Raw genomic sequence first — 25,433 nt, 5'->3', positions numbered from 1 at the left:
GATTAGATACTGAATGCCACGGTGGGCGCCGGTGCGGCTGGCGCCTTGAGCAGGTGGCTGACCACGGCGGCCAGGTCGGGGAAGACCTGGGTACCCGGCGGCAGGCCACCCGTCTCGTTGGTTTTTTCGCCCTTGCCCGTCAATACCAGGTAGGGCACGCAGCCGCTGATGAAACCGGCCTGCAGGTCGCGCAGCGAATCGCCAACAGTCGGCACGCCTTTCAGGCTGGTGTTGTAGCGCTGCGAAATTTCATGGAACATGCCTGGTTTCGGCTTGCGGCAGTCGCAATTATCCGCGCCCGCATGCGGGCAAAAGAATATGGCGTCGATATCGGCGCCGACCTGCTGCGCCAGCGTATGCATCTTCTGGTGGATCGCGTTCAGCACCGTCATGTCGAAGTATTCGCGTGCGATGCCCGACTGGTTCGAGGCGATGACGACGCGATAGCCGGCCTGGTTCAGGCGGGCTATCGCTTCGAGCGAGCCGGGGATCGGCAGCCATTCGGCCGGCGACTTGATGAAGTCCGGCGAGTCATGATTAATGACGCCATCGCGGTCGAGAATAATCAGTTTCAGCGTTGGCGTGCCCATTATGCCGCCAGCTTCGAAATGTCGGCCACGCGGTTCATCATGCCGTGCAGGGACGACAGCAAGGCCAGGCGGTTGTTGCGCAGGGCGACATCCTCGGCCATCACCATCACGTCATTGAAGAAGCCATCGACGTCGTCGCGCAGCTGCGCCAGCGTTTGCAGCGTGCTGGTGAAGTCGCCCTTGGCAAAGGCCGCGTCGACTTCCGGCTGCACGCGCGAGACGGCGGCGGCCAGTTTTTTCTCCGCTTCGTCCTGCAGCAGCGCCACGTTGACGCCGCCGGCGGCGACCAGGCTCACGGCTTCCTCGTTCTTTTTCAGGATGTTCGTGATGCGCTTGTTGGCAGCTGCCAGCGAGGCGCTTTCCGGCAAAGCGGCAAACGCCTGCACGGCTTCCAGGCGCTGCACGATGTCGTCCAGGCGGTCCGGATTCTGTGCCACGACGGCTTCGATTTCATTCGGCGAGAAACCGCGCTCGCGCAGGATGCCGCGCAGGCGGTCCAGCATGAAGGTGGTCACATCCGCCACCGGATCCTTGAAGTCGGGCACGGCTGCAAACTGCGCGGCCGCATCCGCCAGCAAGCCCTGGATCGACAATGGCAGGCGTTTTTCCAGCAGCATGCGCAGCACGCCCAGCGCGTGGCGGCGCAGCGCGAACGGATCTTTGTCGCCCGTGGGCGCCAGGCCGATGGCCCAGATGCCGACCAGGGTTTCGAGCTTGTCGGCCAGCGCCACGGCGGTGCCGGTGGCCGTGGACGGCAGGCTGTCGCCGGCAAAGCGCGGCTGGTAGTGTTCGGAGGCGGCCAGCGCCACTTCTTCCGCTTCGCCGTCATGGCGCGCGTAGTACGTGCCCATGATGCCTTGCAGTTCGGGGAATTCGCCGACCATGTCGGTCAGCAGATCGGCCTTGGCCAGCAGGGCGCCGCGTTCGGCCAGAGCCACGTTGTAGTCCAATTTGGCGGCGATGGCGCCGGCCAGCGACTTGACGCGCTCTGTGCGGGCAGCTTGCGTGCCCAGCTTGTTGTGGTAGACGACGTTGGCCAGCAGCGGCAAACGCGATGCCAAGGTTTTCTTCTTGTCCTGCTCGAAGAAGAATTTGGCGTCGGACAGGCGCGGGCGCACGACGCGCTCGTTGCCGCCGATGATGTGCTCGGGCGTGTCCGTCTCGATGTTCGAGACGATCAGGAAGCGCGAACGCAGCTTGCCTTCGCTGTCCGTCAGCGCAAAATATTTCTGGTTCGTTTGCATGGTGAGGATCAGGCATTCCTGCGGCACGGCCAGGAATTCTTCCTCGAAGTGGCATTCATACACGACCGGCCATTCGACCAGGGCCGTGACTTCGTCGAGCAGCGCTTCGGGCATCAAGACCTGGTCGGCGCCGGCCTTGTCCAGCAGCTGGGCGCGGATGCGTTCCTTGCGTTCCTCGTTGCTGGCGATGACGCTGGCGTTGAGGATCAGGGACGGCGCATAGTTTTCCGCGTGCGCGATGGTGATCGGTTCGCCATCGGTGAGGAAACGGTGGCCCAGGGTGGTGCGGCCGGCCGTCAAGCCCAGCAGGGTCAGGGGCAGGATATTGATGCCGTGCAGGGCGATCAGGCTGTGGGCCGGGCGCACGAATTGCACGGTGGTGCCGTCCGGGCGCTGATAGCTCATCAGTTTTGGTATCGGCAGCTTGGCGGCCGACTCGGTCAAGGCCGCTTGCGCGCCGGCGGCGAGCTGGCTGCCTGGCGCCGTGTACGTATAGAAGAAGCTTTCAGCCTTGCCGTCGGCGGCACGTTCCAGCTCGGCCACCGTCAGGTCGGGGAAGCCCAGCGCGGCCAGTTTCTTGGCCAGCGGCGGCGTGCCGTTGCCGTTCGCGTCCAGCGCCACGGAGACGGGCAGGACTTTTTCGCGGATCGATTTGTCGGGCGAGACTTCGCGCACGTTGGTGATGGAGACGGCCAGGCGGCGCGGAGAGGCGTAGCTGGTGGCGACGCTGTCGGCTTCGAGGAAGTCGCGCGCTTTCAGGCCGTTGACGATGCCGGCCGTGAAGGCGGCGCCCAGTTTGGCCAGCGCTTTCGGCGGCAGTTCTTCGGTCAGCAGTTCGATGAGCAGTGTTTGGTTCATGGTGTTCTTGTCTGGTACGGCGGTGTATGAGCTAGGCGATCAAGCGGCGGCGGGTTGGTCTGCGGCGGGCAGCATCGGAAAACCGAGGCGCTCGCGCGAGTCGTAATACGCTTGCGCCACCAGGCGCGACAGGGTGCGTACGCGGCCGATATAGGCGGCGCGTTCCGTCACCGAGATGGCGCCGCGCGCATCGAGCATATTGAAGCTGTGCGACGCTTTCATGATTTTCTCGTAGGCGGGCAGGGTCAGTTGCAGCTCGATCAAACGCTTCGCTTCCGCTTCGTAGTTGCCGAACTGTTCGAACAGCAGGTCCGTATTCGCGTGCTCGAAGTTGTAGGTCGATTGCTCCACTTCGTTCTGGTGGAACACGTCGCCGTAGGTCAGTTTTTTCGTAGTGCCGTTCTCTTCCCACTCCGTCCATACCAGGTCATACACGTTTTCCACGCCTTGCAGATACATGGCCAGGCGTTCGATGCCGTAGGTGATTTCGCCCAGCACGGGCTTGCAATCGAGGCCGCCCACTTGCTGGAAGTAGGTGAATTGCGTCACTTCCATGCCGTTCAGCCAGACTTCCCAGCCCAGGCCCCAGGCGCCCAGTGTCGGGCTTTCCCAGTCGTCTTCGACGAAGCGCACGTCATTCTGCTTCAAGTCCAGGCCCAGCGCGGCCAGCGAACCCAGATACAGGTCGAGGATGTTTTCCGGCGCCGGCTTCAACACCACCTGGTACTGGTAGTAATGCTGCATGCGGTTCGGGTTTTCGCCATAGCGGCCATCTTTCGGGCGGCGCGACGGCTGCACATACGCGGCGCGCCAAGGCTCCGGCCCGATCGCGCGCAGGAAGGTGCCGGTGTGGAAAGTGCCGGCGCCGACTTCCATGTCGTAAGGCTGGAGCAGGGCGCAACCTTGCTTGTCCCAATAGGTTTGCAAGGTCAGGATAATTTGTTGAAATGTGAGCATCGTATGAGTTCGCCGCGCGGGAGGCTGCGCTTTGTTAAGGTTTGCTTGAAGCCCGGACGCATGCTTGGCAGCGCGTCCGGGCCGGGGTTTTGCTAATTTTAGCGGTTTTTACGGGCCCACTGTGACTCTTCGGGCAATATCGGCCGCTTATTGCTGCGCGGCGCGGCCACGGCGGGCGGCGCGCGACAGCAGGAAGGCCGTCAGCAGGGCCAGCGCGGCCAGGGTCAGCACCAGTTTATTGCCGTACAGAATGTATGGCGTCATGCCGCCCATGCCTTGCACCTTGGCCGCCAGGGTGGCTTGCTGTTCCGGCGGCAGCAGGCTTTGCACGACGCCCTTGCCGTCGATGACGGCGGTGGCGCCCGTGTTCGTCGAGCGCAGCATCGGGCGGCCCGTTTCCAGGCTGCGCATCTGCGAAATCTGCAGATGCTGCGGGATGGCGATCGAGTCGCCGAACCAGGCCAGGTTCGAGATATTGAGCAGCACGGACGCCGATTGCTTGCCATTGCGGTGGGCGCTGGCCAGCTGGCCGGCGATTTCCTCGCCAAACAAGTCTTCGTAGCAGATATTCGGCAGCACCAGCTGGTCGCGTACCTGCAGCGGCGCCTGGACGTCGGCGCCGCGGCCCATGTCGCCCAGCGGGATGGCCATCATGGCGACAAACCAGTGCAGGCCGGGCGGCACGAATTCGCCGAACGGCACCAGATGATGCTTGCGGTACTGGTAGTACGGTCCCGGCGCGCCGTTGGGCGTGATCCCCACGGCCGCATTGTAGAAGCGCTGCTGTTCGTCGAGCACGGGCATGCCGACCAGGATCGTGCTGCCCGTCTGCTGTGCATAGGTGCCCAGGCTATCCAGATAGCCGGGCGGCAGCTGGTGCGGCAGCACGGTGACGGCCGTTTCCGGCGTGGCGATCAGGTCGGCCGGCGTGCTGGTGATCGCGCTCTGGTACATCTGCAGGGCGCCCAGCACGAAGCCGGGGTCGAATTTCTGCTGCTGCGGCACGTTCCCCTGCAACAGGCGCACGGTGATCGGGCGTCCGACAGGGTGGGTCCAGTTTACGTACTGCAAGCCGATGCCGGCCGCGTACAGGGCGATGACGCCGCCCAGCGCGCTCCAGCGCGTGCGGTGCGTGAGCAAGAGCAGGGCGCCGGCGGACAGGGCCGCCAGCCAGCCCAGGCCATACGCGCCGACGATGGGGGCAAAGCCGCCCAGCGGGCTGGTATTGTGGGCGTAGCCGGTGGCCAGCCACGGGAAGCCCGTAAACAGCCAGCCGCGCGTCCATTCGAACAGGGTCCACGTGGCGGGCAGCACCAGCAAGGTCATGGCGGGCAGGGACAGCACCCAGCGCTGGCGCAGCCAGGCGGCCGAGCCCATGGCCAGGGCCACGTAGATGGCCATCAAGAGGGCCAGCAAGGCCACGGCGATGGCGGCGATCGGTGCGGCCATGTCGCCATAGCGGTGCATGGAGATGTACAGCCAGTGCGTGCCGGCCGCGCACCAGCCGAAGCCGTAGGCCCAGCCGATCAGCGCGCCGGCCTTGACGTTCGATGCGCGCAGCACCTGGTAGAACAGCACGCCCAGGCTGAGGATTTGCAGGGGCCAGTAGCCGAAAGGGGCGAACGCCAGCACCGCGACGGCGCCGGCGATGGCGGCAGTCAGCATGCGCGCCCACGTGCTGCGGGGCGGTTTGGCGGGGGCGTTGGGATCGACGCGTCTGAAACGCATTTACAGCACGCGCATGTCAGAGTTCCAGTTCCGGCACGTTGGGCAGGCGCTCGACGAGCAGCACGTGCACCTGGCGCGCATCGGCGCGCAGCACCTCGAAGCGCAGATTGCCCAGGTCGAAAATATCGCCCTTGTGCGCCATGCGGCCCAGGTACTTCGACACGAGGCCGCCGATGGTGTCGACGTCGTCGTCGACCAGGTGGCTGCCCACTTCTTCGTTGAACTGTTCGATCTCGGTCAGCGCCTTGACACGCCAGCGGGGGCCGAACTGGCCTTCCTTGAGCGAGAGGATATTGTCTTCGGCTTCGTCGAAGTCGTATTCATCCTCGATGTCGCCGACGATCTGTTCCAGCACGTCTTCGATGGTGATCAGGCCGGCGACGCCGCTGTATTCATCGACGACGATGGCCATGTGATTGTGGTTGGCGCGGAAATCGCGCAGCAGCACATTCAGGCGTTTCGATTCGGGGATGAAGATGGCGGGGCGCAGCATGTCGCGGACGTCGAAAGTTTCTTCTGCGTAATAACGCAGCAAGTCTTTCGCCAGCAGGATGCCGATGACCTTGTCGCGCTCGCCTTCGATCGCGGGAAAGCGCGAGTGGGCGGTGGACAGGACTTCCGGCATCCATTCCTCGATCGGCTTGCTGATGTCGATGACATCCATTTGCGAACGGGGAATCATGATGTCGCGCGCGCAGAGATCCGATACCTGGAACACGCCTTCGATCATCGACAGGGCGTCGGCGTCGATCAGCTTGCGTTCATGCGCATCGTGTAGAACTTCGAGCAATTCTGCACGGTTCTCTGGCTCGGGGGAAATGAGTGCGGTCAGGCGTTCAAACAGTGACCGGTGGGGCTTGACGTCAGTTCTGACGCCACTAGGGTGCTCGGGCATAGGAGGCGTGAGCCGTTGTTGCGAAGGGATATAGGATACACCAAAAGTGGGGCAATACCGGATTTCCCCGCTTTTGATGCAAATTTAATACGTTGAAGTGCGCCGTTGCGCGATCTTTTACGCCGCTTCCGGGCCCAGCACGCGCGCGCGCAAGGCCGCCACGTCGGCCTGCCAGTCGGCGAAATGCTCGCTGTCCTGCCACAGCTGGCGCAGCTCCGACGACTCGGCCGTGATGCGCTCGAAGGCCAGGCGCGCTTTTTCCAGCAGCGGCGGCGTGACTTTCTTTTTGCAGGCGGTCACCCATTCGTCCACTTCCGCGGTGGCCGGGTCGTCCGCGCCGTCGCCAGGCTGGCCCTGCAGGCGCGCGATCACTTCCAGCGCGGCCAGCGCTTCGGCGGCGAACGGCGCCTCGAGTTCCGCTTCCTGGCTGTCGATGACGTTGTCGAGCGTCGTCTCGACCAGTTCCAGGGTTTTATATTCGTGCAAATCCTGCGCCCAATCCATGGCGTAGTCGTTGCCGAAGGCGTCGGTGGCCCAAGTGCCCATAGTGTGTCCTTGTTGCGTGTGTGGTTGATGGCGCTATTGTGGCATGTGGGGTGTTGTCGGGTTACGGCGTGCCGCCTAACCCGACCTACGCGGCTTATTTTTGGTCCGCGTAGGGATCGGCAATCCCCAGCTTGGCGAGGATTTCCGTTTCCAGGCCCTCCATCTCGGCCGCTTCCTCGTCATCCATGTGGTCGTAGCCTTGCGCATGCAGCACGCCATGCACGATCAAATGGGCCGTGTGCTCTTCCACGCTCTTCTTCTGTTCCGCCGCTTCCTTTTCCAGCACGTCCGTGCACAGGATGATGTCGGCGCGCGTCGGCTCGTCGTCATTCAACTCTTCGCCTTCGTTGTAGGCGAACGTCAGCACGTTGGTGGCATAGTCCTTTTCGCGGTAGTCGCGGTTCAGGGTGCGGCCTTCTTCCGCGTCGACGAAGCGGATGGTGAATTCGGCCGGCGCGAACAGGGCCGCCTTGACCCAGCGGCGCACTTTCGGGCGCGTGATCAGGGTTTCCAGGCGGGTGTCCGGGTATTGCACGGACAAGGACAGTTTATTTTTTTCGGACATTTTTGGCGGCAGCTGGTTTCAATAAGGAGGGTAACTGGGCGGCGTCGGCATTGGCCGCTTGCGCCGTTTCATAGGCGTCGACGATGCGCGCCACCAGCGGATGGCGCACCACGTCGGTGCTGTTAAATTGCGTGAAGCCGATGCCGCGCACGTCCTTCAGCACATGCACGGCGTCGATCAAGCCGCTCGTCTGGCTTTTGTGCAGGTCGACTTGCGTCACGTCGCCCGTCACCACGGCCTTGCTGCCGAAGCCGATGCGCGTCAAGAACATCTTCATCTGTTCGACGGTGGTGTTCTGCGCCTCGTCGAGGATGACAAACGCGTGGTTCAAGGTGCGTCCGCGCATGTAGGCCAGCGGGGCGATCTCGATCACCTGCTTTTCAAACAGCTTCTGCGTGCGGTCAAAGCCGAGCAAATCGTACAGCGCGTCGTACAGGGGACGCAGATACGGGTCGACCTTTTGCGCCAGGTCGCCCGGCAAAAAGCCCAGGCGCTCGCCCGCTTCGACGGCAGGGCGCGTCAAAATGATGCGCTTGACGGCGTCCCTTTCGAGCGCGTCGACGGCGCAGGCGACGGCCAGGTAGGTTTTGCCCGTGCCGGCAGGACCGACGCCGAAGCTGATGTCGTGTTCGAGGATGTCGCGCAGGTAGGCGATCTGGTGCGGCGTGCGGCCGCGCAGGTCGGAGCGCCGCGTTTTCAGCACGGGGCTGGCGATGTCCGGCTCGACGAAGGTGCTGGCGGGTGCGTTGGCGTGGTGTTCCGACGCGGCGGACAGGCCCGCGCGCTGTTCCACCAGGGCCAGCTGCACTTCTTCCAGCGGCACGACCTTGTTGGCGATGGCGTAGAACTGCTCGAGGATTTCCACGGCGCGTTCGGCATTGCTGCCGCCGACGATGAATTTCTCGCCGCGGCGGAAAATCGTCACGTCGAGGGCGGCGGAAATCTGGCGCAGGTTTTCATCGAGCGGTCCGCACAGGTGCGCCAGGCGCGTGTTGTCGAGCGGCTCGGGGATGAAGTAATGCGGCTGTATCGGGGCTTTGGTTTTCAACTGGCTCTTTTCAATGCGGGTGCGCTGGCGACGAGTTCGCCGCGCAGGGTGTAGGAATGGCTTTCGGTGATGCGCACGTCGACCAGCTGGCCGATCAATTGCAAACCGTCCGGGCCGGCGTCGAAATTGACCACGCGGTTGTTCTCAGTGCGGCCTTGCAGCTCACTGTCATCGGTGTCCTTCTTCGAACGGCCTTCGACGAGGATGGTTTGTACCGTACCCACCATGGCCAGGCTGTACTTGCGCGTGTTGGCGTCGATGGCCGCCTGCAGCTGCTGCAGCCGGGCCAGTTTCACCTCGTGCGGCGTGTCGTCTTCCAGGCTGGCGGCCGGCGTGCCGGGGCGCTTGCTGAAGATGAAGCTGTAGCTGTTGTCAAAGCCCACGTCCGCGATCAGCTTCATCATGGCGTCGAAGTCGGCCTGGGTCTCGCCAGGAAATCCCACGATGAAGTCGGATGAAATGGCCATGTTCGGTCGCACGGCGCGGATGCGGCGGATGATGGACTTGTATTCGAGGCCCGTGTAGCCGCGCTTCATGGCGCCGAGGATCTTGTCGGAGCCATGCTGCGCCGGCAGATATAAATGGTCGACCAGTTGCGGGATCTTCGCGTAGGCGTCGATCAGGCGCTGCGTGAATTCCTTCGGGTGGCTGGTGACGAAGCGCATGCGTGCTATGCCGGGAATGTCGGCCACGTATTCGAGCAGCAGGGCGAAGTCGGCGATCTCGCCGCCTTCCATCGCGCCCCGGTAGGCGTTCACGTTCTGGCCCAGCAGGGTGATTTCCTTGACGCCCTGGGCGGCCAGGCCCGCCACTTCCGTCAGCACGTCCTCGAAGCGGCGCGACACTTCCTCGCCGCGCGTGTAGGGCACGACGCAGTAGCTGCAGTATTTGCTGCAGCCTTCCATGATGGAGACGAACGCCGAAGCGCCTTCCACCTTGGCCGGCGGCATGTGGTCGAACTTTTCGATTTCCGGGAAGCTGATGTCCACTTGCGCATCGCCGCTGGCGCGGCGCAGTTCGATCATCTGCGGCAGGCGATGCAGGGTTTGCGGTCCGAAGACCATGTCGACATACGGCGCGCGCTTGACGATGGCGTCGCCTTCCTGCGACGCCACGCAGCCGCCCACGCCGATCAACAGGTGCGGCTTGGCCAGTTTCAGCTCGCGCAGGCGGCCCAGGTCGGAAAATACTTTTTCCTGCGCCTTTTCGCGCACGGAGCAGGTGTTGAGCAGGATCACATCGGCGTCTTCCGGCGTGTCGGTGCGCACCAGGCCGTCGGAAGCGCCCAGCACGTCGGCCATCTTGTCCGAGTCGTACTCGTTCATCTGGCAGCCGAAGGTTTTAATGAATACTTTTTTCTGCATGGAGTCGGGCGCTTATCGGTAAATGTGGCGGCAAACAGGATGGGTGGGCAGGATGCTGCAGCGCAGGGGGCCGCTCAGGGCGGAGCGCGGTGGATGACCGGCCGGGCGCCTCTGGCTGCCCGGTGGCAGGCTCGCTGCAAGTTCAGGCCGTAGTTTAGCGTAAATCGCCGGCACGGGCCATGTCGTGCTGATCTTGCCAACAAGATTGCCGCCTGCATATTGCTTCATTTATCGCGATGCTCAAAAGCATTTATTTCTGTACGGCACCATTGATTTGTAACAAGTTGCTGCAAAGCCTTGTGTGCGCCCGCTGGCATCCTAATGTGTTGAAATAGCATCGTTGCCAAGCCAACCAGCAGCTTGATTGATATTTAACAATCAGGAAGTTTGCGCGAGGCGCAGATGCCGCGTGTTTGGGCTAGTATATTGTCTTATATGCAATTCATTTTTGTGGGTTGCAGTGCTTTTACTCACGCGGCAAGTTGCGTATGTTGGCTGGGCGTGGCTGTGCGAGTCCTGTGCGGGCAGTGCGATAAGGAAAGGGCGGGGGAGGGCAGAGTCCGATGGAAAGACGTTTATTTAAACACTCTAAGCCAGCCTTAAGTTCGTATCGGCATTATTTTCTACATTCACCAGACGAGGAAAAATCATGGCACATCATGCATTAGCATCGCAAGAGAGTTACAACCCGAACCACCTGCTGGATATTCTGCTGAGCAAGATGCAGCTGAAGAACGATGCAGCCCTGTCGCGTCTGCTTGAAGTGGCGCCACCGGTCATCAGCAAGATCCGCCACCACCGCTTGCCGGTTGGCGCCTCGCTGCTGATCCGCATGCACGAAGTGACGGGCATGAGCATCCGTGACCTGCGTGACTTGATGGGCGACCGCCGCACCAAGTATCGTCTGTCCGACGCCCAGGGCCGTCCAAAAGCGGAAGACCGCGGCGATGCGCAAGAATCGAATTACGCGCACTGATGTGGCGGTTGTACGCTGACCGTGCCGCTTGCGTAGCTGCTGGCGGCAACAGGCTGGCGTGGACCGGGCAGCATGGACGTACCGTCATACCCCTAACGGCTTTCGCTTCGCAGCGAGAGCCGTTTGCGTTTGCGGCTTTGTTTAGCTCAGCAGTGCCGAAGTGATTTCGTCGTAGCGCAGCTCCGTTTCGCGGAACAGCTGCAGATACGCGTCTTCGCCCAGGCCCAGCGCATCCCAGGCCACCGGCGAGACGCGCGGCACCATGTCGTCGCCCGCCTGCGCCAGGTCGAGCGCGCAAACAATCGCGTTGGCCACGTGGATCAGCGATGCGAGAAAGCCTGCCCCCGGTGCTTCCGGCTGCAGATAGTTGCCCAGCGCCAGGCGCATGGTGTCGGAAAAATTCCAGTGTTCGGCCAGGGCCACGCCCGCCTGCACGTGGTCCACGCCCAGCACGGCCTGTTCCGCTTCGAGCAGGCTGCAATCGTGCGCGGCCTGGTGCGCGATGACTTGCGCGTAGTGGGCGGGAAAGCTGCTGACCAGCACCAGGCGGCCGATGTTGTGCAGCAAGCCGGCCGTGAACGCGTAATCCTGGTTGAAGCGGATCTGCCGCGCCAGCACCTTGGCGCAAGCGGCCGTCGCTACCGAATGGCGCCAGAAGGCCTTGTCGTCGAAACCGGGGCAGAGACCTTCCGGGAAGCAACCGGTGATGGCGGCCGACGTGATCAGGCTGCGCGTCGTCTGGAAGCCCAGGTACGTGATCGCCTGCTGGATGGTGGTGGCCTTCACTTGCAAGCCATAGTGGGATGAATTGGCCAGGCGCAGGGTTTTCGCCGTCAGCGCCTGGTCGTACGACACTTTTTTGGCCAGCACGGAAATATCGACATCTTCCTGGTCTATGCTGTTGAGCAACTCCATGACGACGGCGGGCAGCGAAGGCAGGTCATCGAGGTGGGCGACGATATCGTCGAGCGTCAGATGGGTGCTCATGCGGCCTCTCCCGTGCCCAGGCGGTAAGCCGTGACATAGCTGCGCAGCAAGGTGGTGGCCGCGTCCAGGGGATCGTCGGGATCATGCTTGCGGAACAGGTAAGCCAGCCGTTCGCTGTCGGCCGCCTGCTGCGCGGCGATTTCTTCGGGCGAAGGGGGCGGCGCCTGGATCGGCAACATGTCGATGTTGTGGCGGGGCATCAGGGCCAGCATGTTTTCCGTCAATACCGCCCCTTGCGGCAACAGCACTTGTCCATGCGCATCGAGCAAGACATCCGACAAGATCATGCCAGGACGAACTTGTTCCAGGGGTAGATGTTGATGCGTGACCGCCATGACGACTCCTTAGATGATTGCGGGATATTACCATTGCCATGACGCAATGTCTCAACCTGCGTCAAAGTCCCTATCGAAAGTGGGAATACTGTAAATCTTGCCAATAAGCATGTCATACCGTACATTTGATTCAGGCCCTTGCATTGCCGACGTATCAGCGCCCGCGCCGCGGGCCGGCGGCTGGCCCGGCCCGGGGAGTGTTGATTGATGGTGAGTATCCAAGTCCGGCTGACCCTGCTTTTTGTCGTGATCGTCACCTTGGTGCTGGGCATTTCCGGCAGCTATACACAATATACATTGAGCAAGGAACTCGAATCGGGCAGCGCGCGCCTGCGCAGCGGTGTGCTCACGCGCTTGCAGACCAGCTTGCCTTCGGCCCTGTGGGACCTCGACAAATCCAAGGTCGACAGCATCGTCGCGGCCGAAATGCTGCCGCCGGAACTGGTCGGCATCCGCGTCTACGACGCGTCCGTCGGCCTGTTCGCCGGCGAAGTGCGCGACGCGGGCGGCACCCTGGTGCCTTTGAGCGCCGACGTGGCCATGGGCGGCACGCCCGTCGAGGCGCCGCTGGTGTTCCGCGACGCCGTGGCGGCGGCCACGGGCGGCAAGCCGGTGATCGTCGGCAAGGTCATCGTCAATTTCAGCCGCGCGCAGATCGATGCGGCCCTGCACGCCGAAGTGCGGCGCAAGGTGCTGGAAGTGTTGCTGCTTGACATCATCCTCGTGGGCGCCCTGGCGCTGAGCCTGCGCATCGTCTTCGAACCGCTGAAACAGTTGCGCGACGGCTTGTTCGACCTGGCCACGCGCGGCAGCGATGAGGTCGAAGAGCTGCCGGAAAACCGGCGCGACGAACTGGGCGACGTGATCCGCGGCTTCAATGCCGTGCAGCGCAAGCTCAAGTCCATCATCGAGGGCAGCCGCGAGGCGGAAGACATGGCGCGCCGCTCGCAGCAGGCAACGGCGCAGGCCATGGACGAGCTGCGCCGCGCGCAGGAATCGCTGCTGCAATCGGAACGCCTGGCCTCGCTGGGCAGCCTGGTGGCCGGCGTGGCGCACGAAATCAATACCCCTGTCGGCATCGCGCTGACCAGCGCCTCGGTGCTGAAGGAAGCCACCGATGACATCAGCGCGGCCGTGGCCGGCGGCAGCGTGAAGAAGACCGACATCGTGCGCTACCTGGAAACGGCCGGTGAAAGCGCGCGGCTGATCATGAACAATGCCTACCGCGCCGCGCACCTGATCCACAGCTTCAAGCAGATCGCCGTCGACCAGGTCAGCGAGGCGCGCCGTTTGTTCGAATTGCGCGACTATATCGGCGAGGTGATTTCAAGCCTGCAGCCGACCCTGAAAAAGACGCGCATCAGCATCGATATCGATTGCCCGGCTGACATCATGCTCGACAGCTATCCGGGCGCGCTGGCACAGGTGCTGACCAACCTGGTGTTGAACTGCGTCGAGCACGCCTTCGATGCGGACACGGCCGGCAACATTCATATCGGCGTGCGCCGCGATGGCGACGCGATCGCCATGCAGGTGCGCGACAACGGCCGCGGCATCGCGCCCGACATGCTCGACCGCGTGTTCGACCCGTTTGTCACCACGCGGCGCGGGCAGGGCGGCACGGGACTGGGCTTGAATATCGTGTTCAACTTGATCGCCAAGCAGTTTGGCGGCACCATCACGGTCAGCAGCACCCTGGGGCAGGGCGCGACGTTCCTGCTGCGCCTGCCCACGGTGACGCCGTTGCCGGAAAGCACCAGCAGCCAGGCATAGGCAAGGAGACAACATGGCACAGATAGAAAACAGTCAGCAAGTGGCGCTGTTGCGCGGGATTAATGTGGGCCGCGCCAAGCGCGTGGCCATGGCCGACTTGCGCAAGCTGCTGGGCGACCTGGGTTTTGCGCAGGTGCGCACGGTCCTTAACAGCGGCAACGTCGTGTATGACGGTGGCATGGTGGCGCCGGCCGAGGCCGCTGCCCGCATCGAGGAAGCGCTGGTGCTGAAACTGGGCGTGGCGGCCAGAGTGACGGTATTGTCGGCCAGCCAGTTTGCCGAGCTGGTCGAACAAAACACCCTGGCGCCGGCGGCCGATGCGGCCCGTCTGCTGACCCTGGTGCTGAACAATCCGGCCGACGTGCAGCGCCTGGCGCCGCTTTTGCAGCAGTCGTGGCAGCCCGAAGCGCTGGCGCTGGGGCGCTGGGCCGCGTATGCCTGGTGCCCCGATGGCGTGCTGGCCAGCAAGGTGGTGGCGGCGCTGGGCGTGCTGCTGGGCGACGGCGTCACGTCGCGCAACTGGGCCACCATGCAGAAACTGCATGCGCTGCTGAACGGAGCCGATGCGCCAGCCACGTCCTCATTTACCAAGGAGCACTGATGCCTTTCATTACCGGTACCTTCGACGTCACCATCACCCCGGAAACCTTGTCGGACACGGCCGCGCAATCGGGACTGGGACGCTTGTCGCTCGACAAGCGCTACCACGGCGCCCTCGACGCCAGCGCGCAGGGCGAGATGCTCAGCGCGCGCGCCAGCGTGACGGGCTCGGCAGGCTATGTGGCGCTGGAACGGGTGGAGGGTACTTTGGACGGACGCCACGGCAGTTTTTATTTGCAGCACAGCGGCACGATGACGCGCGGCGCGCCCGCCTTGTCGGTGACGGTGGTGCCCGATACGGGCACGGAGCAGTTGCAAGGGCTCACGGGCAGCCTGGCCATCCGCATCGAGGACGGCAAGCACTATTATGATTTCACGTATGACATTGTTGAGACGCAATGAACTGGGATATCGTCAAGGGTGTCTTGATTGTGCTCGTCGCCATCAGCGTGGTGGTGACGGCCTTCGTGCTCATTTCCGCCTCGGGCCCGGACAAGGCGGGCTGCATCGCGCGCGCCCTGAAGTCGGGCATTCCGGTGGGGAACATCGAACGGGTCTGCCGCCTGCTCGACAAATAATGGCGCCATAACAAAACATTCCGCACCAGGCGGAATGTTCTTCAGCAGCGCCTTGCCAGTGCCGGCGCCGTCAGTTATCGAATTTTTCCTGTTTTTCGCCGTGCAGGCTCAAGGCCACCAGGCCCAATCCCACCAGCAACATCGAGTACATGCTTGCTTCCGGCACGGGCGCCGGTACATTGGCTTGCTGTGCGGGCGTGGCCGTCATGGGCCGGGCTGGCGCCAGGGCCACGTGACGTGCGCCACTGGTGCTCCAGTGCGGTGCCGCGCTCGCGCTGCTGCTGGCCAGCAGGCGTGCATACGGCAAGTCCGGCGTTTCCCAGCCGGGATTGTTATTCAAGCTGATGCTTTCATCGATCGTCACGCGTTCGCCGGCTTCCTGCAGCTTGCCGGCCGTCGTGTCGCTGACTGCCGCCATGCTCCATGTACTGGCCGACAGCGCCAGCAAGGCCACGCATAACGGCGGATAGATTTTCATCGTGCTCTCCCTGTGGTTCACCGTGCGGCGCAGCCGAAACCGGCTTGCGCATGGACGGACAATTCGCCTGTACGGGGGCGTATCATGGTTTTTCTGCTGTTCTCCCATTACAGCATAGATCGTGACAATTTTGATACGCTTATTTCCTCTTTATTACGAATATTTGTCATTTTGATAGCGTAAACATGATCGCTGCCGCACACTTTGCATGGGCACGCTATCGGCGAAAAAACACTGTTGTTTTTTTGTGCGAATCGCCAGCAGGAAAACAATATATTGATTAGTATATTGTTTATCGTACGCTATTCAACATGACCGCCTGTGGGAGGGCAAGATGGAGACAGTCGCAACACAACACGCCGAATACAACCTCGACGCCATGCGTGGCTCGGCCTACAAGGCCAGCTCGCTGCTCAAGGCCATGGGCAATGCCGATCGTTTGATGCTGCTGTGCCAGTTGTCGCAGGGCGAGCATTGCGTCAGCGACCTCGAGCAAAAAGTGGGCATCGGCCAGCCGACCCTGTCGCAGCAGCTGGGTGTGCTGCGCGAAGAGATGCTGGTGGCCACGCGGCGCGACGGCAAGCAGATTTATTACCGCGTTGCCAGCGCGCCCGTGCTGGCCGTGCTGCAAGTGCTGTACGCGCAATTTTGCGCGCCGCGCGCCCCGTTCAACGACGAAGCGGACTGACCGCTGTCATGACCATAGACTGGCAGCACTTCACGCCGTGGGCCTCGCTGGCCGGCGGCATGCTGATCGGCCTGGCGGCTGCGCTATTGATCCTGTTCAATGGCCGCATCGCCGGCATCAGCGGCATTGCTGGCGGCTTGCTGCGCCCGCGCAGTGGCGACCTGGGCTGGCGCATCGCCTTTCTTGCCGGCCTGATCGGCACGCCCCTGCTGTACCCGTTCTGGCAAGCCTTGCCGCCCGTGCAGATCGATGCGGGCACGCCCGCTCTGATCGTGGCCGGCCTGCTGGTGGGCGTCGGTGTGCGCTATGGCGCCGGCTGCACCAGCGGCCACGGCGTGTGCGGGCTGTCGCGCCTGTCCCCGCGTTCGCTGGCGGCCACGTGTGTCTTCATGGCGGCCGGATTCCTCACCGTCTATCTGTTGCGCCACCTATGAATAAACTGATTCTTTCCCTGTTGAGCGGCCTCGTCTTTGGCCTGGGCCTGATCGTCTCCGGCATGGGCAACCCAGCCAAGGTGCTCGCTTTCCTCGACCTGGCCGGCGCCTGGGACCCGTCCTTGGCGCTGGTGATGGGCGGCGCCATCGGCGTGGCCTTGCCGGCCTTCTGGCTGGCGCGGCGGCGCACCAGGTCGCTGCTGGGTGAAACCATGCAATTGCCGACATCGCGGCGCATCGACCGGCGCTTGCTGCTGGGCAGCCTGGCTTTTGGCGCGGGCTGGGGCATCGCCGGTTTCTGTCCCGGCCCCGCCCTCGTGTCGCTGCTGGCGGGCCAGCCGAAAGCGTGGCTGTTTGCCGGCGCCATGCTGGCCGGCATGGTCGTGTTTGAATTGCTGGAGCAGCGCAAGCTGCCCGCGCCGGCCTGAGACGGTACAATCTGGCGCATCGCCACTTTGGATACCCGTTGACATGAAGACCGTGATTTTCCGTGCCGTTCTACTGAGTAGCGTGCTGGCGCTGGCCGCCTGCGGCAGCCTGCTGAAGAAGGAAGCCCCGCCCGCTCCCGCGCCCGTGGCCGACGCCTTGCCCAATCCGCAAGTGCTGCTGCTCGGTGAAGTGCATGACAATGCGCAAGGCCAGCGCTTGCGGGTCGATGAATTGCAGCGCCGGCTGGCGGCTGGATGGCGTCCCGTGATTGTCATGGAGCAGTTCGACCGCGAAAACCAGGCCTTGCTGACGCGTGCCGCGCGCGAATGCGCCGACCCCGACTGCATCATCCGCGTGATGGAACAGCCGCGCTGGGACTGGAGCTTGTACCGGCCCGTGCTGGACCTGGTCGTCAGCTACCAGCTGACCCTGGTCGCCGGCAATTTGTCGCCGGCCGATGCCTCGCGCATCGTGCGCGACGGCATCCAATGGTCGATGCCGCCCGCCATGGTGGCTACTTACCTGGCCGCGCCCGTGCCGGCCGATATCCTGGAAGGGCAAAAGAAGGAAGTCCAGGCGGCCCGCTGCAATATGCTGCCCGACATGATGGTGGGTGGCGTCGTCAACGCGCAAGTGGCGCGCGATATCTGGATGGCCAAGCTGATCCGCGACCAGGCGCCGCGCGACGTGGTGCTGATCGCCGGCAATGAGCATGTGCGCAAGGATATCGGCGTGCCCCGCTGGCTGAAGCTGGCCGACCCGCAACTTAACGTGCGCAGCATCGGCTACCTGGAGCAGGGCGGCAGCGGCTACAAGGGCACGTTCGACCTGACGCAAACGATGCCGGCGCAGCCACGTCCGGACCCGTGCGCCAAGTTCAAGAAATAAGGTTGTCCAGTCCTAAAATAGGTTGACAGTATTTATTGCTATCTAAACGCCCGATGCACCGCATCGGGCGTTTTGTATTGCAAGGCCGTATGCGGCCGTTCCTGATTGTAGATCCGCACCGATTGCGCGACCATTTTGCTCGCTTGCTTCAGGTCTGCCGGCCGATTGAGCAAGAACTCGCCTTTCAGAATGCCATTGATCCGCTCGGCCAGCGCATTCTGATAGCAGTCGTAGCCATCCGTCATGGAGCAAGTCAGTCCATGCCGACGATGAATTTCCTGGTAATAAGTGGAGCAGTATTGAATGCCACGATCAGAATGGTGAATCAACGGCGTCTTGCGCCGTCGTGCTCGCAGGGCCATCTTCAGGGCTTCGCTGACCTCTTCGGTTTGCAGGCTCGCATGCACGTGGTAGCCCACGATCTTGCGCGAATACGCATCCGTTACCAAACTGACATAGACGAATTTGCCGGCGGTCGGCAGATAAGTGATGTCGGCTACCCATACTTGCTCCGCTCGTGTCGCCAGCACTTGGTCCGGTCCCGCTTTCAGTAAATTGGGATGGCGCCGGAACCGGTGATGACTGTTCGTCGTCTTGTGATAAGCCCGCTGCGGCTGCACCAGCAATCGCTCCCGCCGCAAGATATCGAAGAGCCCGTCACGCCCTACCTTGATATTCGCTTGGGAAAATGCGTCGTCCAGCATGCTGTGCAACTTGCGTGTCCCCACGCGAGGCTGGCGCAAGCGTATCGATTGCACCAGTTGGATGACCGTTTGTGCCCGGACCTGACACTGCCGTTCGCGCTGATGGCTTTGGTAATATGCTTGGCGGCTGATGCCCATGCAGCGGCAGGCCCTCTCAACGCTTAATCCTTGGACTTGCTTGCGCGAGATGACCTGCCTAAAGGCTTTTTTACCACGATGCCATATTCGTCACGCATGACGTCGATGACCGCCTCGAACAGCGCGGATTTCTGTTTTTCTTCCTTGAGTTGGCGTTCCAACTCCTTGATGCGCTGCTCTGGCGTCAGTGGCTTGGTCGGTGTGTCTGTCATGGTCGCTCTCCGTTGGCTTCGGCCCCTGGGATGCGTCCAATCCTGCAGGCCGTGTTTGCGACACCATACCAAAACTGTCGACCGACCTTGTATTCCGTAGCGCATTTGCGCCTGCTTGTACGTCAGCTCGCCTTTTTCCACCTGCTCCACAACGCTCAATTTAAAAGCCAGGCTGTAATCTCGCTGACTGCGCCGAAATCCTTGTTCCATCGGACACTCCTTCTCTGCATCGAAAAAGTGTCAACTTATTCCAGGATGGGTCAGGTTCAAGAAATAAGCCTACTGCTGCACCCGCACGAGCGCGCTGACCCGGCTTGCCGTCTCGAGCAGTTTCGGCAAGCTGTGTTCCAGCAGGTGCGCCACGGACGGCCCCGCCGTCTGGCCGCTGACGTTGATCGCCGCTACCACCTTGCCGGCCCGGTCGAACACGGGCGCGGCCAGGGCGATCAAGCCCTGTTCCAGTTCTTCCTGCACCAGGCACCAGCCCTGGCGCCGCACTTGCGCAATCTCTTCCATCAGGACGTCGATATCGACCTTGGTCGCCGGCGTGATTTTCAGCAGCGCCATCTTCGACAGCCGTTCGCGCAGCACGTCGGGCGCCAGGCCCGATAGCAACACTCTACCCATCGAGGTGCAGTAGGCGGGCAGGCGGCTGCCGATGCCCAGGTTGATCGACATGGTGCGGTGCGCGGACAGGCGCACGACATACACGATGTCGTCGCCGTCGAGCACGGTGGCCGAGCACGACTGGCGCAAGATCTGCATCAGTTCTTCCAGCAGCGGCTGGGCCTGCGTCCACACGGGCAAGGACGACAGATAGGCGTAGCCGAGGTCGAGCACCTTGGGCGTCAAACGGAACAGCCGCCCATCCGCTTCCACGTAACCGAGATGCAGCAAGGTATGCAGGATGCGCCGCGCGCCCGCGCGCGTCAGCTGCGTCCGTTCCGCCACTTCACTCAAGGTCTGTTGCGGCGCGTCCGCGCCAAAGCTGCGCAGCACGGCCAGGCCCCGCGCGAACGATTGCACATAGCTGTCGCCAGGGCGGGGCGCGCCGTCGGCATCAGGGATTTCTTCGGCGGAAGGGGAGGTGCTGCTGCGTGCGGTCATGGCAATTCCAATTGGTCAAGGTGGCAATTATAGCCATGGCGCTGGCGAAAACGGCAAATTGACAAGCGCCCCGATCAGGCATATTCTCACGAATAAGTTCTAAATACGAATATTTGTTCTTTATGCGAACAAATTGCCGATGGGTTTGATTGGGAGGAGACCGCAATGATCGACAAACTGCGTTCCAGCGTGCTTGACGCGCTGGCCGATATCCACGATGGCGCCACCGTCATGATTGGCGGCTTTGGCGGCGCGGGCCAGCCGGCCGAGCTGATCGACGGCCTGATCGCCCAGGGCGCGCGCGACCTCGTCATCGTCAACAACAATGCGGGCAATGGCGACACGGGCCTGGCCGCCCTGCTGAAAAACGGGCAAGTGCGCAAGATCATCTGCTCGTTCCCGCGCCAGGCCGATTCGCACGTGTTCGACGCCCTGTACCGCGCGGGCAAGCTGGAACTGGAACTGGTGCCGCAGGGCAACCTGGCCGAGCGCATCCGCGCCGCCGGCGCCGGCATCGGCGGCTTTTTTACGCCCACCGGCTATGGCACGGACTTGGCCAAGGGCAAGGAAACGCGCGAGATCGACGGCCGCATGTATGTGTTCGAGTCGCCGATCCACGCCGATTTCGCGCTGATCAAGGCGGAGCAGGGCGACCGCTGGGGCAACCTGACTTACCGCAAGACGGCGCGCAACTTCGGCCCCATCATGGCCATGGCCGCGAAAGTCAGCATTGCTTCCGTGCACGAGGTGCTTGACTTGGGCAGCATCGATCCCGAGCACGTCATCACGCCGGGCCTGTTCGTGCAGCGCATCGTGCAAGTGCCGCGCACGGCCACCGGCCCCGCCGGCTTCAAAGCAGCCTGAGGAGTATCAAGTGAATAAATGGAATCGAGACCAGATGGCGGCCCGTGTGGCGGCCGACATCCATGAAGGCAGTGTCGTCAACCTCGGTATCGGCTTGCCGACCCTGGTGGCGAACCACTTGCCGGCTGGCGCGGACATCATCCTGCACAGCGAAAACGGCGTGATCGGCATGGGTCCCGCACCGGCGCCCGGCGAGGAAGACTACGACCTGATCAACGCAGGCAAGCAGCCCGTCACATTGCTGCCCGGCGGCAGCTATTTCCACCATGCCGACAGCTTTGCCATGATGCGCGGCGGCCACCTGGACATCTGCGTGCTGGGCGCGTTTCAAGTGTCTGCCACGGGCGACCTGGCCAACTGGCACACGGGCGCGCCGGACGCCATTCCCGCCGTGGGCGGGGCCATGGATTTGGCCATCGGCGCGAAAAAAACCTGGGTCATGATGGAACTGCTGACCAAGACGGGTGAAAGCAAGCTGGTGCAGGCCTGCACCTATCCGCTTACGGGCATCGGGTGCGTCAGCCGCATCTACAGCGACCTGGCCGTGCTCGACCTGGGGCCAAATGGCGCCACAGTCGTCGAACTGGTCGATGGCTTGAGTTTTGAACAGCTGCAAGCGTTGACGGCCGTGCCGCTGACGGACGGACGTTAATTCAAATACCTTTCTTGGAGGAAAGAACATGACTCACGCTTATATCTGCGACGCCCAGCGCACGCCGTTTGGCCGCTATGGAGGAGGACTCGCCGGCGTGCGCGCCGACGACCTGGGCGCCGTGCCCATCCGTGCCTTGATGGCGCGCAATCCCGACGTGGACTGGACTTTTGTTACCGACGTGTTGTACGGCTGCGCCAACCAGGCGGGCGAGGACAACCGCAACGTGGCGCGCATGGCCGCCCTGCTGGGGGGCTTGCCCGACAGCGTGCCGGGCGCCACCCTGAACCGCCTGTGCGGCTCGGGCCTGGACGCCATCGGCAGCGCCGCCCGCTTCATCAAGAGCGGCGAAGCGGGATTGATGATCGCCGGCGGCGTGGAAAGCATGAGCCGCGCACCATTCGTCATGGGCAAGGCCGACAGCGCTTTTTCGCGCGGCATGAAAATGGAAGACACGACCATCGGCTGGCGCTTCATCAATCCGCTGATGAAAGCGCAGTACGGTGTCGATTCGATGCCGGAAACGGCGGAAAACGTGGCGTCCGACTTCGGCATCAGCCGCGCGGACCAGGATGCGTTCGCGCTGGCCAGCCAGGTCAAGGCGCTGGCGGCGCAGCAGGCGGGCGTGTTCGACAGTGAAATCTGCCCCGTCAGCATCGCGCAAAAGAAAGGCGAGCCCATCGTTGTCGCCCGCGACGAGCATCCGCGCGCCACCACCTTGGAGACCCTGGCCAAATTGAAACCTGTCGTGCGCGCGGACGGCACGATTACCGCCGGCAACGCATCGGGCGTCAACGATGGCGCGGCGGCCCTGCTGCTGGCCGACGAGGCGAACGCGGCCCGCTTTGGCCTGACGCCGCGCGCCAGGGTCGTGGCCATGGCCACGGCCGGCGTGGCGCCCCGCATCATGGGCATCGGTCCCGCGCCCGCCACCCTGAAAATGCTGGCCATGACGGGTTTGACCCTGGCCGACTTCGACGTCATCGAACTGAACGAAGCGTTTGCCGCGCAGGGCCTGGCCGTGCTGCGCCAGCTGGGTTTACCCGACGACGATGCGCGCGTGAATCCGAACGGCGGCGCCATTGCCCTCGGTCATCCGCTGGGCGCCTCGGGTGCTCGCCTGGCCATGACGGCCGTCAACCAGCTGCACCGCACGGGCGGGCGCTATGCGCTGTGCACCATGTGCATCGGCGTGGGGCAGGGCATTGCACTGGTGCTGGAACGGGTCTGATCCCGCGCGTCCCTTGGCGAAAAAAAGTTGCCGGCGCTACGTATTAACCCGTATGCCGGGCGGCTTTTTGACCCTGGTCAAGGGCGTATGATGCAAAACCAGCCTGGGCAACGGGGCTGGCGTTGGCTTTTTCACACGAACAAGAAGATTGATATGACATCCCACGATACTCCGCATGACGTTGCGCAGCTGACTTCCCAGCAGCGCATCAAGGCCATCATTGGCGCTTCCTCCGGTAACCTGGTCGAATGGTTCGACTTCTACATTTACTCGTTCTGCGCGCTGTACTTCTCGCACGCCTTCTTCCCTTCAGGTAACCCGACGACGCAGCTGCTGCAGACGGCCGGCATCTTTGCCGCCGGCTTCCTCATGCGTCCCGTGGGCGGCTGGCTGTTCGGCCGCATCGCCGACAAATACGGCCGCCGCCAGTCGATGATGATTTCCGTGCTGATGATGTGCGGCGGCTCGCTGATGATCGCCGTCATGCCGACCTATGACACCATCGGCGCCTTCGCGCCGTTCCTGCTGCTCGTGGCGCGTCTGTTCCAGGGCCTGTCCGTGGGCGGCGAATACGGCACCAGCGCCACCTACATGAGCGAAGTGTCGGAGTCGGGCAAGCGCGGCTTCTTCGCCTCGTTCCAGTACGTGACCCTGATCGGCGGCCAATTGCTGGCCTTGCTGGTGCTGGTGGTCCTGCAGCAACTGCTGACCCTGGAAGAGCTGCGTGCCTGGGGCTGGCGCATCCCGTTCGTGTTTGGCGCCCTGGCGGCTCTGGTGTCGCTGAACCTGCGTAAATCGCTGACGGAAACAACCACCGCCAGCGAACGCAAGGACAAGGATGCGGGCAGCCTGCGCGGCTTGCTCAAGCACAAGCGCGCCTTCATCACGGTACTGGGCTTTACGGCCGGCGGCTCGCTCGTGTTCTACACGTTTACCACCTACATGCAGAAATACCTGGTCAACACGGCCGGCATGGATACCAAGACGGCCAGCGCCGTCATGACCTGCGCTCTGCTCGTCTACATGATTTTGCAACCGGTGTTCGGCGCCTTGTCCGACCGCATCGGCCGCCGTACCTCGATGCTGTTCTTCGGCGGCCTGGCCACCCTGTGCGTGTTGCCCATCATGCATGCCTTGAAGGACATCACCAGCCCGTACGCGGCGTTCGGCCTGATCATCATCGCCCTGGCCATCATCAGTTTCTACACGTCGATCAGCGGCTTGATCAAGGCGGAAATGTTCCCCGTCGAAGTGCGCGCGCTGGGCGTTGGCCTGTCGTACGCGGTCGCCAACGCCATGTTCGGCGGTTCGGCCGAATACGTGGCGCTGCAGTTCAAGGCCTGGCACGTGGAAGAGTATTTCTACTGGTACGTGACCATCATGTGCCTGATTTCCTTCATCGTCGCCATCCGCATGCCGGACCCGAGCCGCTCGGGACTGCTGAAGTAACGTTGTCGTAAAATGAGGGACACTGCGGTGTCCCTTTTTCATCACCGCCTTTTTTGTCGTGCCGATCAGGAGTTTTCATGTCGTATGTCATTCCCGCACCGATCCAGCCCAGCGTTCCCGTCACGGGCAGCGCCGACAGCTTTCCCGTCCACCGCATCTATTGCGTGGGCCGCAACTACGTCGACCACGCCAAGGAAATGGGCCACACGGGCCGCGAGGCGCCGTTCTTCTTCATGAAACCAAATGACGCCGTGCTGCCCGTGCCCGTTGGCACGACGGGCGAACTGCCGTATCCCGCGCAGACGCAGGATTTCCAGCACGAGATGGAACTGGTGGTGGCCATCGGCAAGGGCGGCAGCGACATCGGCGTGGCCGACGCGCTGGGCCACGTGTGGGGCTATGCGATCGGCCTGGACATGACGCGCCGCGACGTGCAGGGCGCCGCGAAAAAACTGGGCCGTCCATGGGACACGGGCAAGGCCTTCGAACATTCGGCGCCCATCGGCCCCATCACCCCGGCCGCACAGGCGGGCGACGTCAACCATGCCGCCATCACCCTGCACGTGAACGGCGAGTTGCGCCAGGCGAGCACCATCGACATGCTGATCTGGAACGTGGCCGAAACCATCGCCGACCTGTCCACTTACTTTACCTTGCAGCCGGGCGACCTGATCTACACGGGCACGCCGGCCGGCGTGGCGGCCGTGCAGCGCGGCGACGAGCTGGTGGGCGCCATCGATGGCCTGGGCACTTTGCGCGTGAAAGTGGTCTAAGTTCTCAAGGAGACGCACATGATGAACGACACATATTCCGTAGCACAACCGGCGCGCGCCGAGATCGACGCCTTGACCGGGCCGGCCTTGCTGGAATTCGGCACGGGCTGGTGCGGTCACTGCCGCGCCACCCAGGCGCCGCTGGCTGCCGCCTTTGCGCAGCACCCCGGGGTGCCGCATATCCGCGTGGAAGACGGCCCCGGCCGCGCCCTGGGGCGTTCGTTCAAGGTGAAACTGTGGCCGACCCTGGTTTTCCTGAAAGATGGCCAGGAAGTGGCGCGCCTCGTGCGCCCGCTCGACAGCCGCGAGATCGAGCAGGCTTTTGCATTGATTGATGCCTAG

Annotated in this window: 29 protein-coding genes; 15 read left to right on the top strand and 14 right to left on the bottom strand. The window is 62.9% G+C overall.

The window, feature by feature from the left end:
* Positions 1–2 precede the first annotated feature (2 nt).
* The 9 genes from gmhB to miaB form a co-directional block, all read right to left on the bottom strand.
* On the bottom strand, positions 3–590 hold the full coding sequence (gmhB, locus tag VM94_RS15350) for a D-glycero-beta-D-manno-heptose 1,7-bisphosphate 7-phosphatase (RefSeq protein WP_046684201.1): 588 nt from the start codon (positions 588–590) through the stop codon (positions 3–5).
* Positions 590–2,692 carry a glycine--tRNA ligase subunit beta gene (gene glyS, locus VM94_RS15345; protein WP_046684200.1) on the bottom strand — a complete coding sequence of 701 codons (2,103 nt, stop codon included), beginning with the start codon at positions 2,690–2,692 and terminating at the stop codon, positions 590–592. Before glyS ends, gmhB begins: the two co-directional genes overlap by 1 nt.
* A gap of 39 nt (positions 2,693–2,731) precedes the next feature.
* Positions 2,732–3,649 (bottom strand): glycine--tRNA ligase subunit alpha, encoded by a 918-nt coding sequence (glyQ, locus tag VM94_RS15340; RefSeq protein WP_034746745.1) that lies wholly within the window; start codon positions 3,647–3,649, stop codon positions 2,732–2,734.
* Between the two features lie 147 nt (positions 3,650–3,796).
* Positions 3,797–5,377: an apolipoprotein N-acyltransferase gene (gene lnt / locus VM94_RS15335; RefSeq protein ID WP_046684199.1), complete on the bottom strand. Its 1,581-nt coding sequence runs from the start codon at positions 5,375–5,377 to the stop codon at positions 3,797–3,799.
* Between the two features lie 16 nt (positions 5,378–5,393).
* Complete coding sequence (locus VM94_RS15330; RefSeq protein ID WP_034746750.1) at positions 5,394–6,272, bottom strand: HlyC/CorC family transporter; 879 nt, start codon at positions 6,270–6,272, stop codon at positions 5,394–5,396.
* Positions 6,273–6,389: 117 nt separating this feature from the next.
* Entirely contained in the window at positions 6,390–6,818 is a 429-nt protein-coding gene (locus tag VM94_RS15325; protein ID WP_046684198.1) for a DUF4259 domain-containing protein, read from the bottom strand.
* Between the two features lie 94 nt (positions 6,819–6,912).
* Entirely contained in the window at positions 6,913–7,383 is a 471-nt protein-coding gene (gene ybeY, locus VM94_RS15320) for an rRNA maturation RNase YbeY (RefSeq protein WP_046684197.1), read from the bottom strand.
* On the bottom strand, positions 7,367–8,431 hold the full coding sequence (locus tag VM94_RS15315) for a PhoH family protein (protein ID WP_046684196.1): 1,065 nt from the start codon (positions 8,429–8,431) through the stop codon (positions 7,367–7,369). The genes ybeY and VM94_RS15315 overlap by 17 nt, the downstream gene beginning before the upstream one ends.
* Positions 8,428–9,795, bottom strand: a complete 1,368-nt coding sequence (gene miaB / locus VM94_RS15310; RefSeq protein WP_046684195.1) for a tRNA (N6-isopentenyl adenosine(37)-C2)-methylthiotransferase MiaB — start codon at positions 9,793–9,795, stop codon at positions 8,428–8,430. The genes VM94_RS15315 and miaB overlap by 4 nt, the downstream gene beginning before the upstream one ends.
* Before the next feature lie 649 nt (positions 9,796–10,444).
* On the opposite strand from miaB, the gene VM94_RS15305 reads away from it, so the two are divergent.
* Positions 10,445–10,771, top strand: a complete 327-nt coding sequence (locus tag VM94_RS15305) for a hypothetical protein (RefSeq protein WP_034746769.1) — start codon at positions 10,445–10,447, stop codon at positions 10,769–10,771.
* Positions 10,772–10,912: 141 nt separating this feature from the next.
* Here VM94_RS15305 and VM94_RS15300 read toward each other — a convergent pair whose 3' ends face one another.
* The gene (locus VM94_RS15300; RefSeq protein WP_046684194.1) at positions 10,913–11,758 is read right to left on the bottom strand and encodes an HDOD domain-containing protein; all 846 of its coding nucleotides are present in this window, start codon (positions 11,756–11,758) and stop codon (positions 10,913–10,915) included.
* Entirely contained in the window at positions 11,755–12,093 is a 339-nt protein-coding gene (locus tag VM94_RS15295; protein ID WP_046684193.1) for a hypothetical protein, read from the bottom strand. The genes VM94_RS15300 and VM94_RS15295 overlap by 4 nt, the downstream gene beginning before the upstream one ends.
* A gap of 207 nt (positions 12,094–12,300) precedes the next feature.
* Here VM94_RS15295 and VM94_RS15290 point away from each other — a divergent pair, with 207 nt between their 5' ends.
* Genes VM94_RS15290 through VM94_RS15275 form a run of 4 tightly spaced genes read left to right on the top strand, consistent with a single transcriptional unit; the run spans position 12,301 to position 15,044 of the window.
* Positions 12,301–13,866, top strand: coding sequence for a sensor histidine kinase (locus VM94_RS15290; protein ID WP_046684192.1), 1,566 nt, complete (start codon positions 12,301–12,303; stop codon positions 13,864–13,866).
* A gap of 13 nt (positions 13,867–13,879) precedes the next feature.
* Positions 13,880–14,467 (top strand): DUF1697 domain-containing protein, encoded by a 588-nt coding sequence (locus VM94_RS15285; protein ID WP_046684191.1) that lies wholly within the window; start codon positions 13,880–13,882, stop codon positions 14,465–14,467.
* Positions 14,467–14,868: a DUF3224 domain-containing protein gene (locus VM94_RS15280; protein ID WP_046684190.1), complete on the top strand. Its 402-nt coding sequence runs from the start codon at positions 14,467–14,469 to the stop codon at positions 14,866–14,868. Before VM94_RS15285 ends, VM94_RS15280 begins: the two co-directional genes overlap by 1 nt.
* Entirely contained in the window at positions 14,865–15,044 is a 180-nt protein-coding gene (locus tag VM94_RS15275) for a hypothetical protein (RefSeq protein ID WP_034746783.1), read from the top strand. The genes VM94_RS15280 and VM94_RS15275 overlap by 4 nt, the downstream gene beginning before the upstream one ends.
* Before the next feature lie 70 nt (positions 15,045–15,114).
* Here the strand turns inward: VM94_RS15275 and VM94_RS15270 are convergent, their stop codons facing one another.
* Positions 15,115–15,522, bottom strand: coding sequence for a PEP-CTERM sorting domain-containing protein (locus tag VM94_RS15270; RefSeq protein WP_046684189.1), 408 nt, complete (start codon positions 15,520–15,522; stop codon positions 15,115–15,117).
* Positions 15,523–15,856: 334 nt separating this feature from the next.
* Here VM94_RS15270 and VM94_RS15265 point away from each other — a divergent pair, with 334 nt between their 5' ends.
* The 4 genes from VM94_RS15265 to VM94_RS15250 are packed head-to-tail and all read left to right on the top strand — an operon-like array spanning position 15,857 to position 17,961.
* Positions 15,857–16,210 carry an ArsR/SmtB family transcription factor gene (locus VM94_RS15265; RefSeq protein ID WP_034746789.1) on the top strand — a complete coding sequence of 118 codons (354 nt, stop codon included), beginning with the start codon at positions 15,857–15,859 and terminating at the stop codon, positions 16,208–16,210.
* An 8-nt stretch (positions 16,211–16,218) separates the two neighbouring features.
* The gene (locus tag VM94_RS15260; protein ID WP_046684188.1) at positions 16,219–16,644 is read left to right on the top strand and encodes a YeeE/YedE family protein; all 426 of its coding nucleotides are present in this window, start codon (positions 16,219–16,221) and stop codon (positions 16,642–16,644) included.
* The gene (locus VM94_RS15255) at positions 16,641–17,072 is read left to right on the top strand and encodes a YeeE/YedE family protein (protein ID WP_046684187.1); all 432 of its coding nucleotides are present in this window, start codon (positions 16,641–16,643) and stop codon (positions 17,070–17,072) included. Before VM94_RS15260 ends, VM94_RS15255 begins: the two co-directional genes overlap by 4 nt.
* A 43-nt stretch (positions 17,073–17,115) precedes the next feature.
* Positions 17,116–17,961 (top strand): ChaN family lipoprotein, encoded by an 846-nt coding sequence (locus tag VM94_RS15250; protein WP_052755778.1) that lies wholly within the window; start codon positions 17,116–17,118, stop codon positions 17,959–17,961.
* Positions 17,962–17,999: 38 nt separating this feature from the next.
* Here VM94_RS15250 and VM94_RS15245 read toward each other — a convergent pair.
* Both VM94_RS15245 and VM94_RS15235 read right to left on the bottom strand, forming a co-directional pair.
* Positions 18,000–19,225 (bottom strand): IS3 family transposase gene (locus VM94_RS15245; protein WP_409929565.1). Its coding sequence is split into 2 segments (ribosomal slippage): positions 18,000–18,857 and positions 18,860–19,225, totalling 1,224 coding nucleotides; the frame shifts between segments, so codons are not numbered across the junction.
* Between the two features lie 69 nt (positions 19,226–19,294).
* A complete protein-coding gene (locus VM94_RS15235) occupies positions 19,295–20,122 on the bottom strand; it encodes an IclR family transcriptional regulator domain-containing protein (RefSeq protein ID WP_082127727.1) in 828 nt (275 codons plus the stop codon).
* 165 nt (positions 20,123–20,287) lie between these two features.
* Between VM94_RS15235 and VM94_RS15230 the strand changes: the two genes are divergently transcribed.
* The 6 genes from VM94_RS15230 (at position 20,288) to VM94_RS15205 (ending at position 25,433) form a co-directional block, all read left to right on the top strand.
* Positions 20,288–20,986, top strand: coding sequence for a 3-oxoacid CoA-transferase subunit A (locus tag VM94_RS15230; protein ID WP_034746807.1), 699 nt, complete (start codon positions 20,288–20,290; stop codon positions 20,984–20,986).
* Between the two features lie 10 nt (positions 20,987–20,996).
* Positions 20,997–21,638: a 3-oxoacid CoA-transferase subunit B gene (locus VM94_RS15225; RefSeq protein WP_260687297.1), complete on the top strand. Its 642-nt coding sequence runs from the start codon at positions 20,997–20,999 to the stop codon at positions 21,636–21,638.
* Between the two features lie 28 nt (positions 21,639–21,666).
* On the top strand, positions 21,667–22,869 hold the full coding sequence (pcaF, locus tag VM94_RS15220; RefSeq protein WP_046684182.1) for a 3-oxoadipyl-CoA thiolase: 1,203 nt from the start codon (positions 21,667–21,669) through the stop codon (positions 22,867–22,869).
* A 153-nt stretch (positions 22,870–23,022) separates the two neighbouring features.
* Entirely contained in the window at positions 23,023–24,318 is a 1,296-nt protein-coding gene (locus tag VM94_RS15215) for an MFS family transporter (RefSeq protein ID WP_046684181.1), read from the top strand.
* 77 nt (positions 24,319–24,395) lie between these two features.
* On the top strand, positions 24,396–25,091 hold the full coding sequence (locus tag VM94_RS15210) for a fumarylacetoacetate hydrolase family protein (protein WP_046684180.1): 696 nt from the start codon (positions 24,396–24,398) through the stop codon (positions 25,089–25,091).
* A gap of 21 nt (positions 25,092–25,112) precedes the next feature.
* Positions 25,113–25,433, top strand: a complete 321-nt coding sequence (locus VM94_RS15205; RefSeq protein ID WP_046684628.1) for a thioredoxin family protein — start codon at positions 25,113–25,115, stop codon at positions 25,431–25,433.

Origin of the sequence: Janthinobacterium sp. KBS0711, assembly GCF_000988085.1 — a bacterium.
Classification (GTDB): Bacteria; Pseudomonadota; Gammaproteobacteria; order Burkholderiales; family Burkholderiaceae_D; genus Janthinobacterium; species Janthinobacterium lividum_E.
The sequence above is the reverse complement of the archived record's forward strand: the minus strand, read 5'-3'. Positions and strand labels throughout refer to the sequence as shown.

Bases quoted from the DNA above. Each gene is read 5' to 3' on its own strand.
- gmhB (WP_046684201.1), bottom strand. From the start codon at position 590: ATGGGCACGCCAACGCTGAAACTGATTATTCTCGACCGCGATGGCGTC.
- glyS (WP_046684200.1), bottom strand. From the start codon at position 2,692: ATGAACCAAACACTGCTCATCGAACTGCTGACCGAAGAACTGCCGCCG.
- glyQ (WP_034746745.1), bottom strand. From the start codon at position 3,649: ATGCTCACATTTCAACAAATTATCCTGACCTTGCAAACCTATTGGGAC.
- lnt (WP_046684199.1), bottom strand. From the start codon at position 5,377: ATGCGTTTCAGACGCGTCGATCCCAACGCCCCCGCCAAACCGCCCCGC.
- VM94_RS15330 (WP_034746750.1), bottom strand. From the start codon at position 6,272: ATGCCCGAGCACCCTAGTGGCGTCAGAACTGACGTCAAGCCCCACCGG.
- VM94_RS15325 (WP_046684198.1), bottom strand. From the start codon at position 6,818: ATGGGCACTTGGGCCACCGACGCCTTCGGCAACGACTACGCCATGGAT.
- ybeY (WP_046684197.1), bottom strand. From the start codon at position 7,383: ATGTCCGAAAAAAATAAACTGTCCTTGTCCGTGCAATACCCGGACACC.
- miaB (WP_046684195.1), bottom strand. From the start codon at position 9,795: ATGCAGAAAAAAGTATTCATTAAAACCTTCGGCTGCCAGATGAACGAG.
- VM94_RS15305 (WP_034746769.1), top strand. From the start codon at position 10,445: ATGGCACATCATGCATTAGCATCGCAAGAGAGTTACAACCCGAACCAC.
- VM94_RS15300 (WP_046684194.1), bottom strand. From the start codon at position 11,758: ATGAGCACCCATCTGACGCTCGACGATATCGTCGCCCACCTCGATGAC.
- VM94_RS15295 (WP_046684193.1), bottom strand. From the start codon at position 12,093: ATGGCGGTCACGCATCAACATCTACCCCTGGAACAAGTTCGTCCTGGC.
- VM94_RS15290 (WP_046684192.1), top strand. From the start codon at position 12,301: ATGGTGAGTATCCAAGTCCGGCTGACCCTGCTTTTTGTCGTGATCGTC.
- VM94_RS15285 (WP_046684191.1), top strand. From the start codon at position 13,880: ATGGCACAGATAGAAAACAGTCAGCAAGTGGCGCTGTTGCGCGGGATT.
- VM94_RS15280 (WP_046684190.1), top strand. From the start codon at position 14,467: ATGCCTTTCATTACCGGTACCTTCGACGTCACCATCACCCCGGAAACC.
- VM94_RS15275 (WP_034746783.1), top strand. From the start codon at position 14,865: ATGAACTGGGATATCGTCAAGGGTGTCTTGATTGTGCTCGTCGCCATC.
- VM94_RS15270 (WP_046684189.1), bottom strand. From the start codon at position 15,522: ATGAAAATCTATCCGCCGTTATGCGTGGCCTTGCTGGCGCTGTCGGCC.
- VM94_RS15265 (WP_034746789.1), top strand. From the start codon at position 15,857: ATGGAGACAGTCGCAACACAACACGCCGAATACAACCTCGACGCCATG.
- VM94_RS15260 (WP_046684188.1), top strand. From the start codon at position 16,219: ATGACCATAGACTGGCAGCACTTCACGCCGTGGGCCTCGCTGGCCGGC.
- VM94_RS15255 (WP_046684187.1), top strand. From the start codon at position 16,641: ATGAATAAACTGATTCTTTCCCTGTTGAGCGGCCTCGTCTTTGGCCTG.
- VM94_RS15250 (WP_052755778.1), top strand. From the start codon at position 17,116: ATGAAGACCGTGATTTTCCGTGCCGTTCTACTGAGTAGCGTGCTGGCG.
- VM94_RS15235 (WP_082127727.1), bottom strand. From the start codon at position 20,122: ATGACCGCACGCAGCAGCACCTCCCCTTCCGCCGAAGAAATCCCTGAT.
- VM94_RS15230 (WP_034746807.1), top strand. From the start codon at position 20,288: ATGATCGACAAACTGCGTTCCAGCGTGCTTGACGCGCTGGCCGATATC.
- pcaF (WP_046684182.1), top strand. From the start codon at position 21,667: ATGACTCACGCTTATATCTGCGACGCCCAGCGCACGCCGTTTGGCCGC.
- VM94_RS15215 (WP_046684181.1), top strand. From the start codon at position 23,023: ATGACATCCCACGATACTCCGCATGACGTTGCGCAGCTGACTTCCCAG.
- VM94_RS15210 (WP_046684180.1), top strand. From the start codon at position 24,396: ATGTCGTATGTCATTCCCGCACCGATCCAGCCCAGCGTTCCCGTCACG.
- VM94_RS15205 (WP_046684628.1), top strand. From the start codon at position 25,113: ATGAACGACACATATTCCGTAGCACAACCGGCGCGCGCCGAGATCGAC.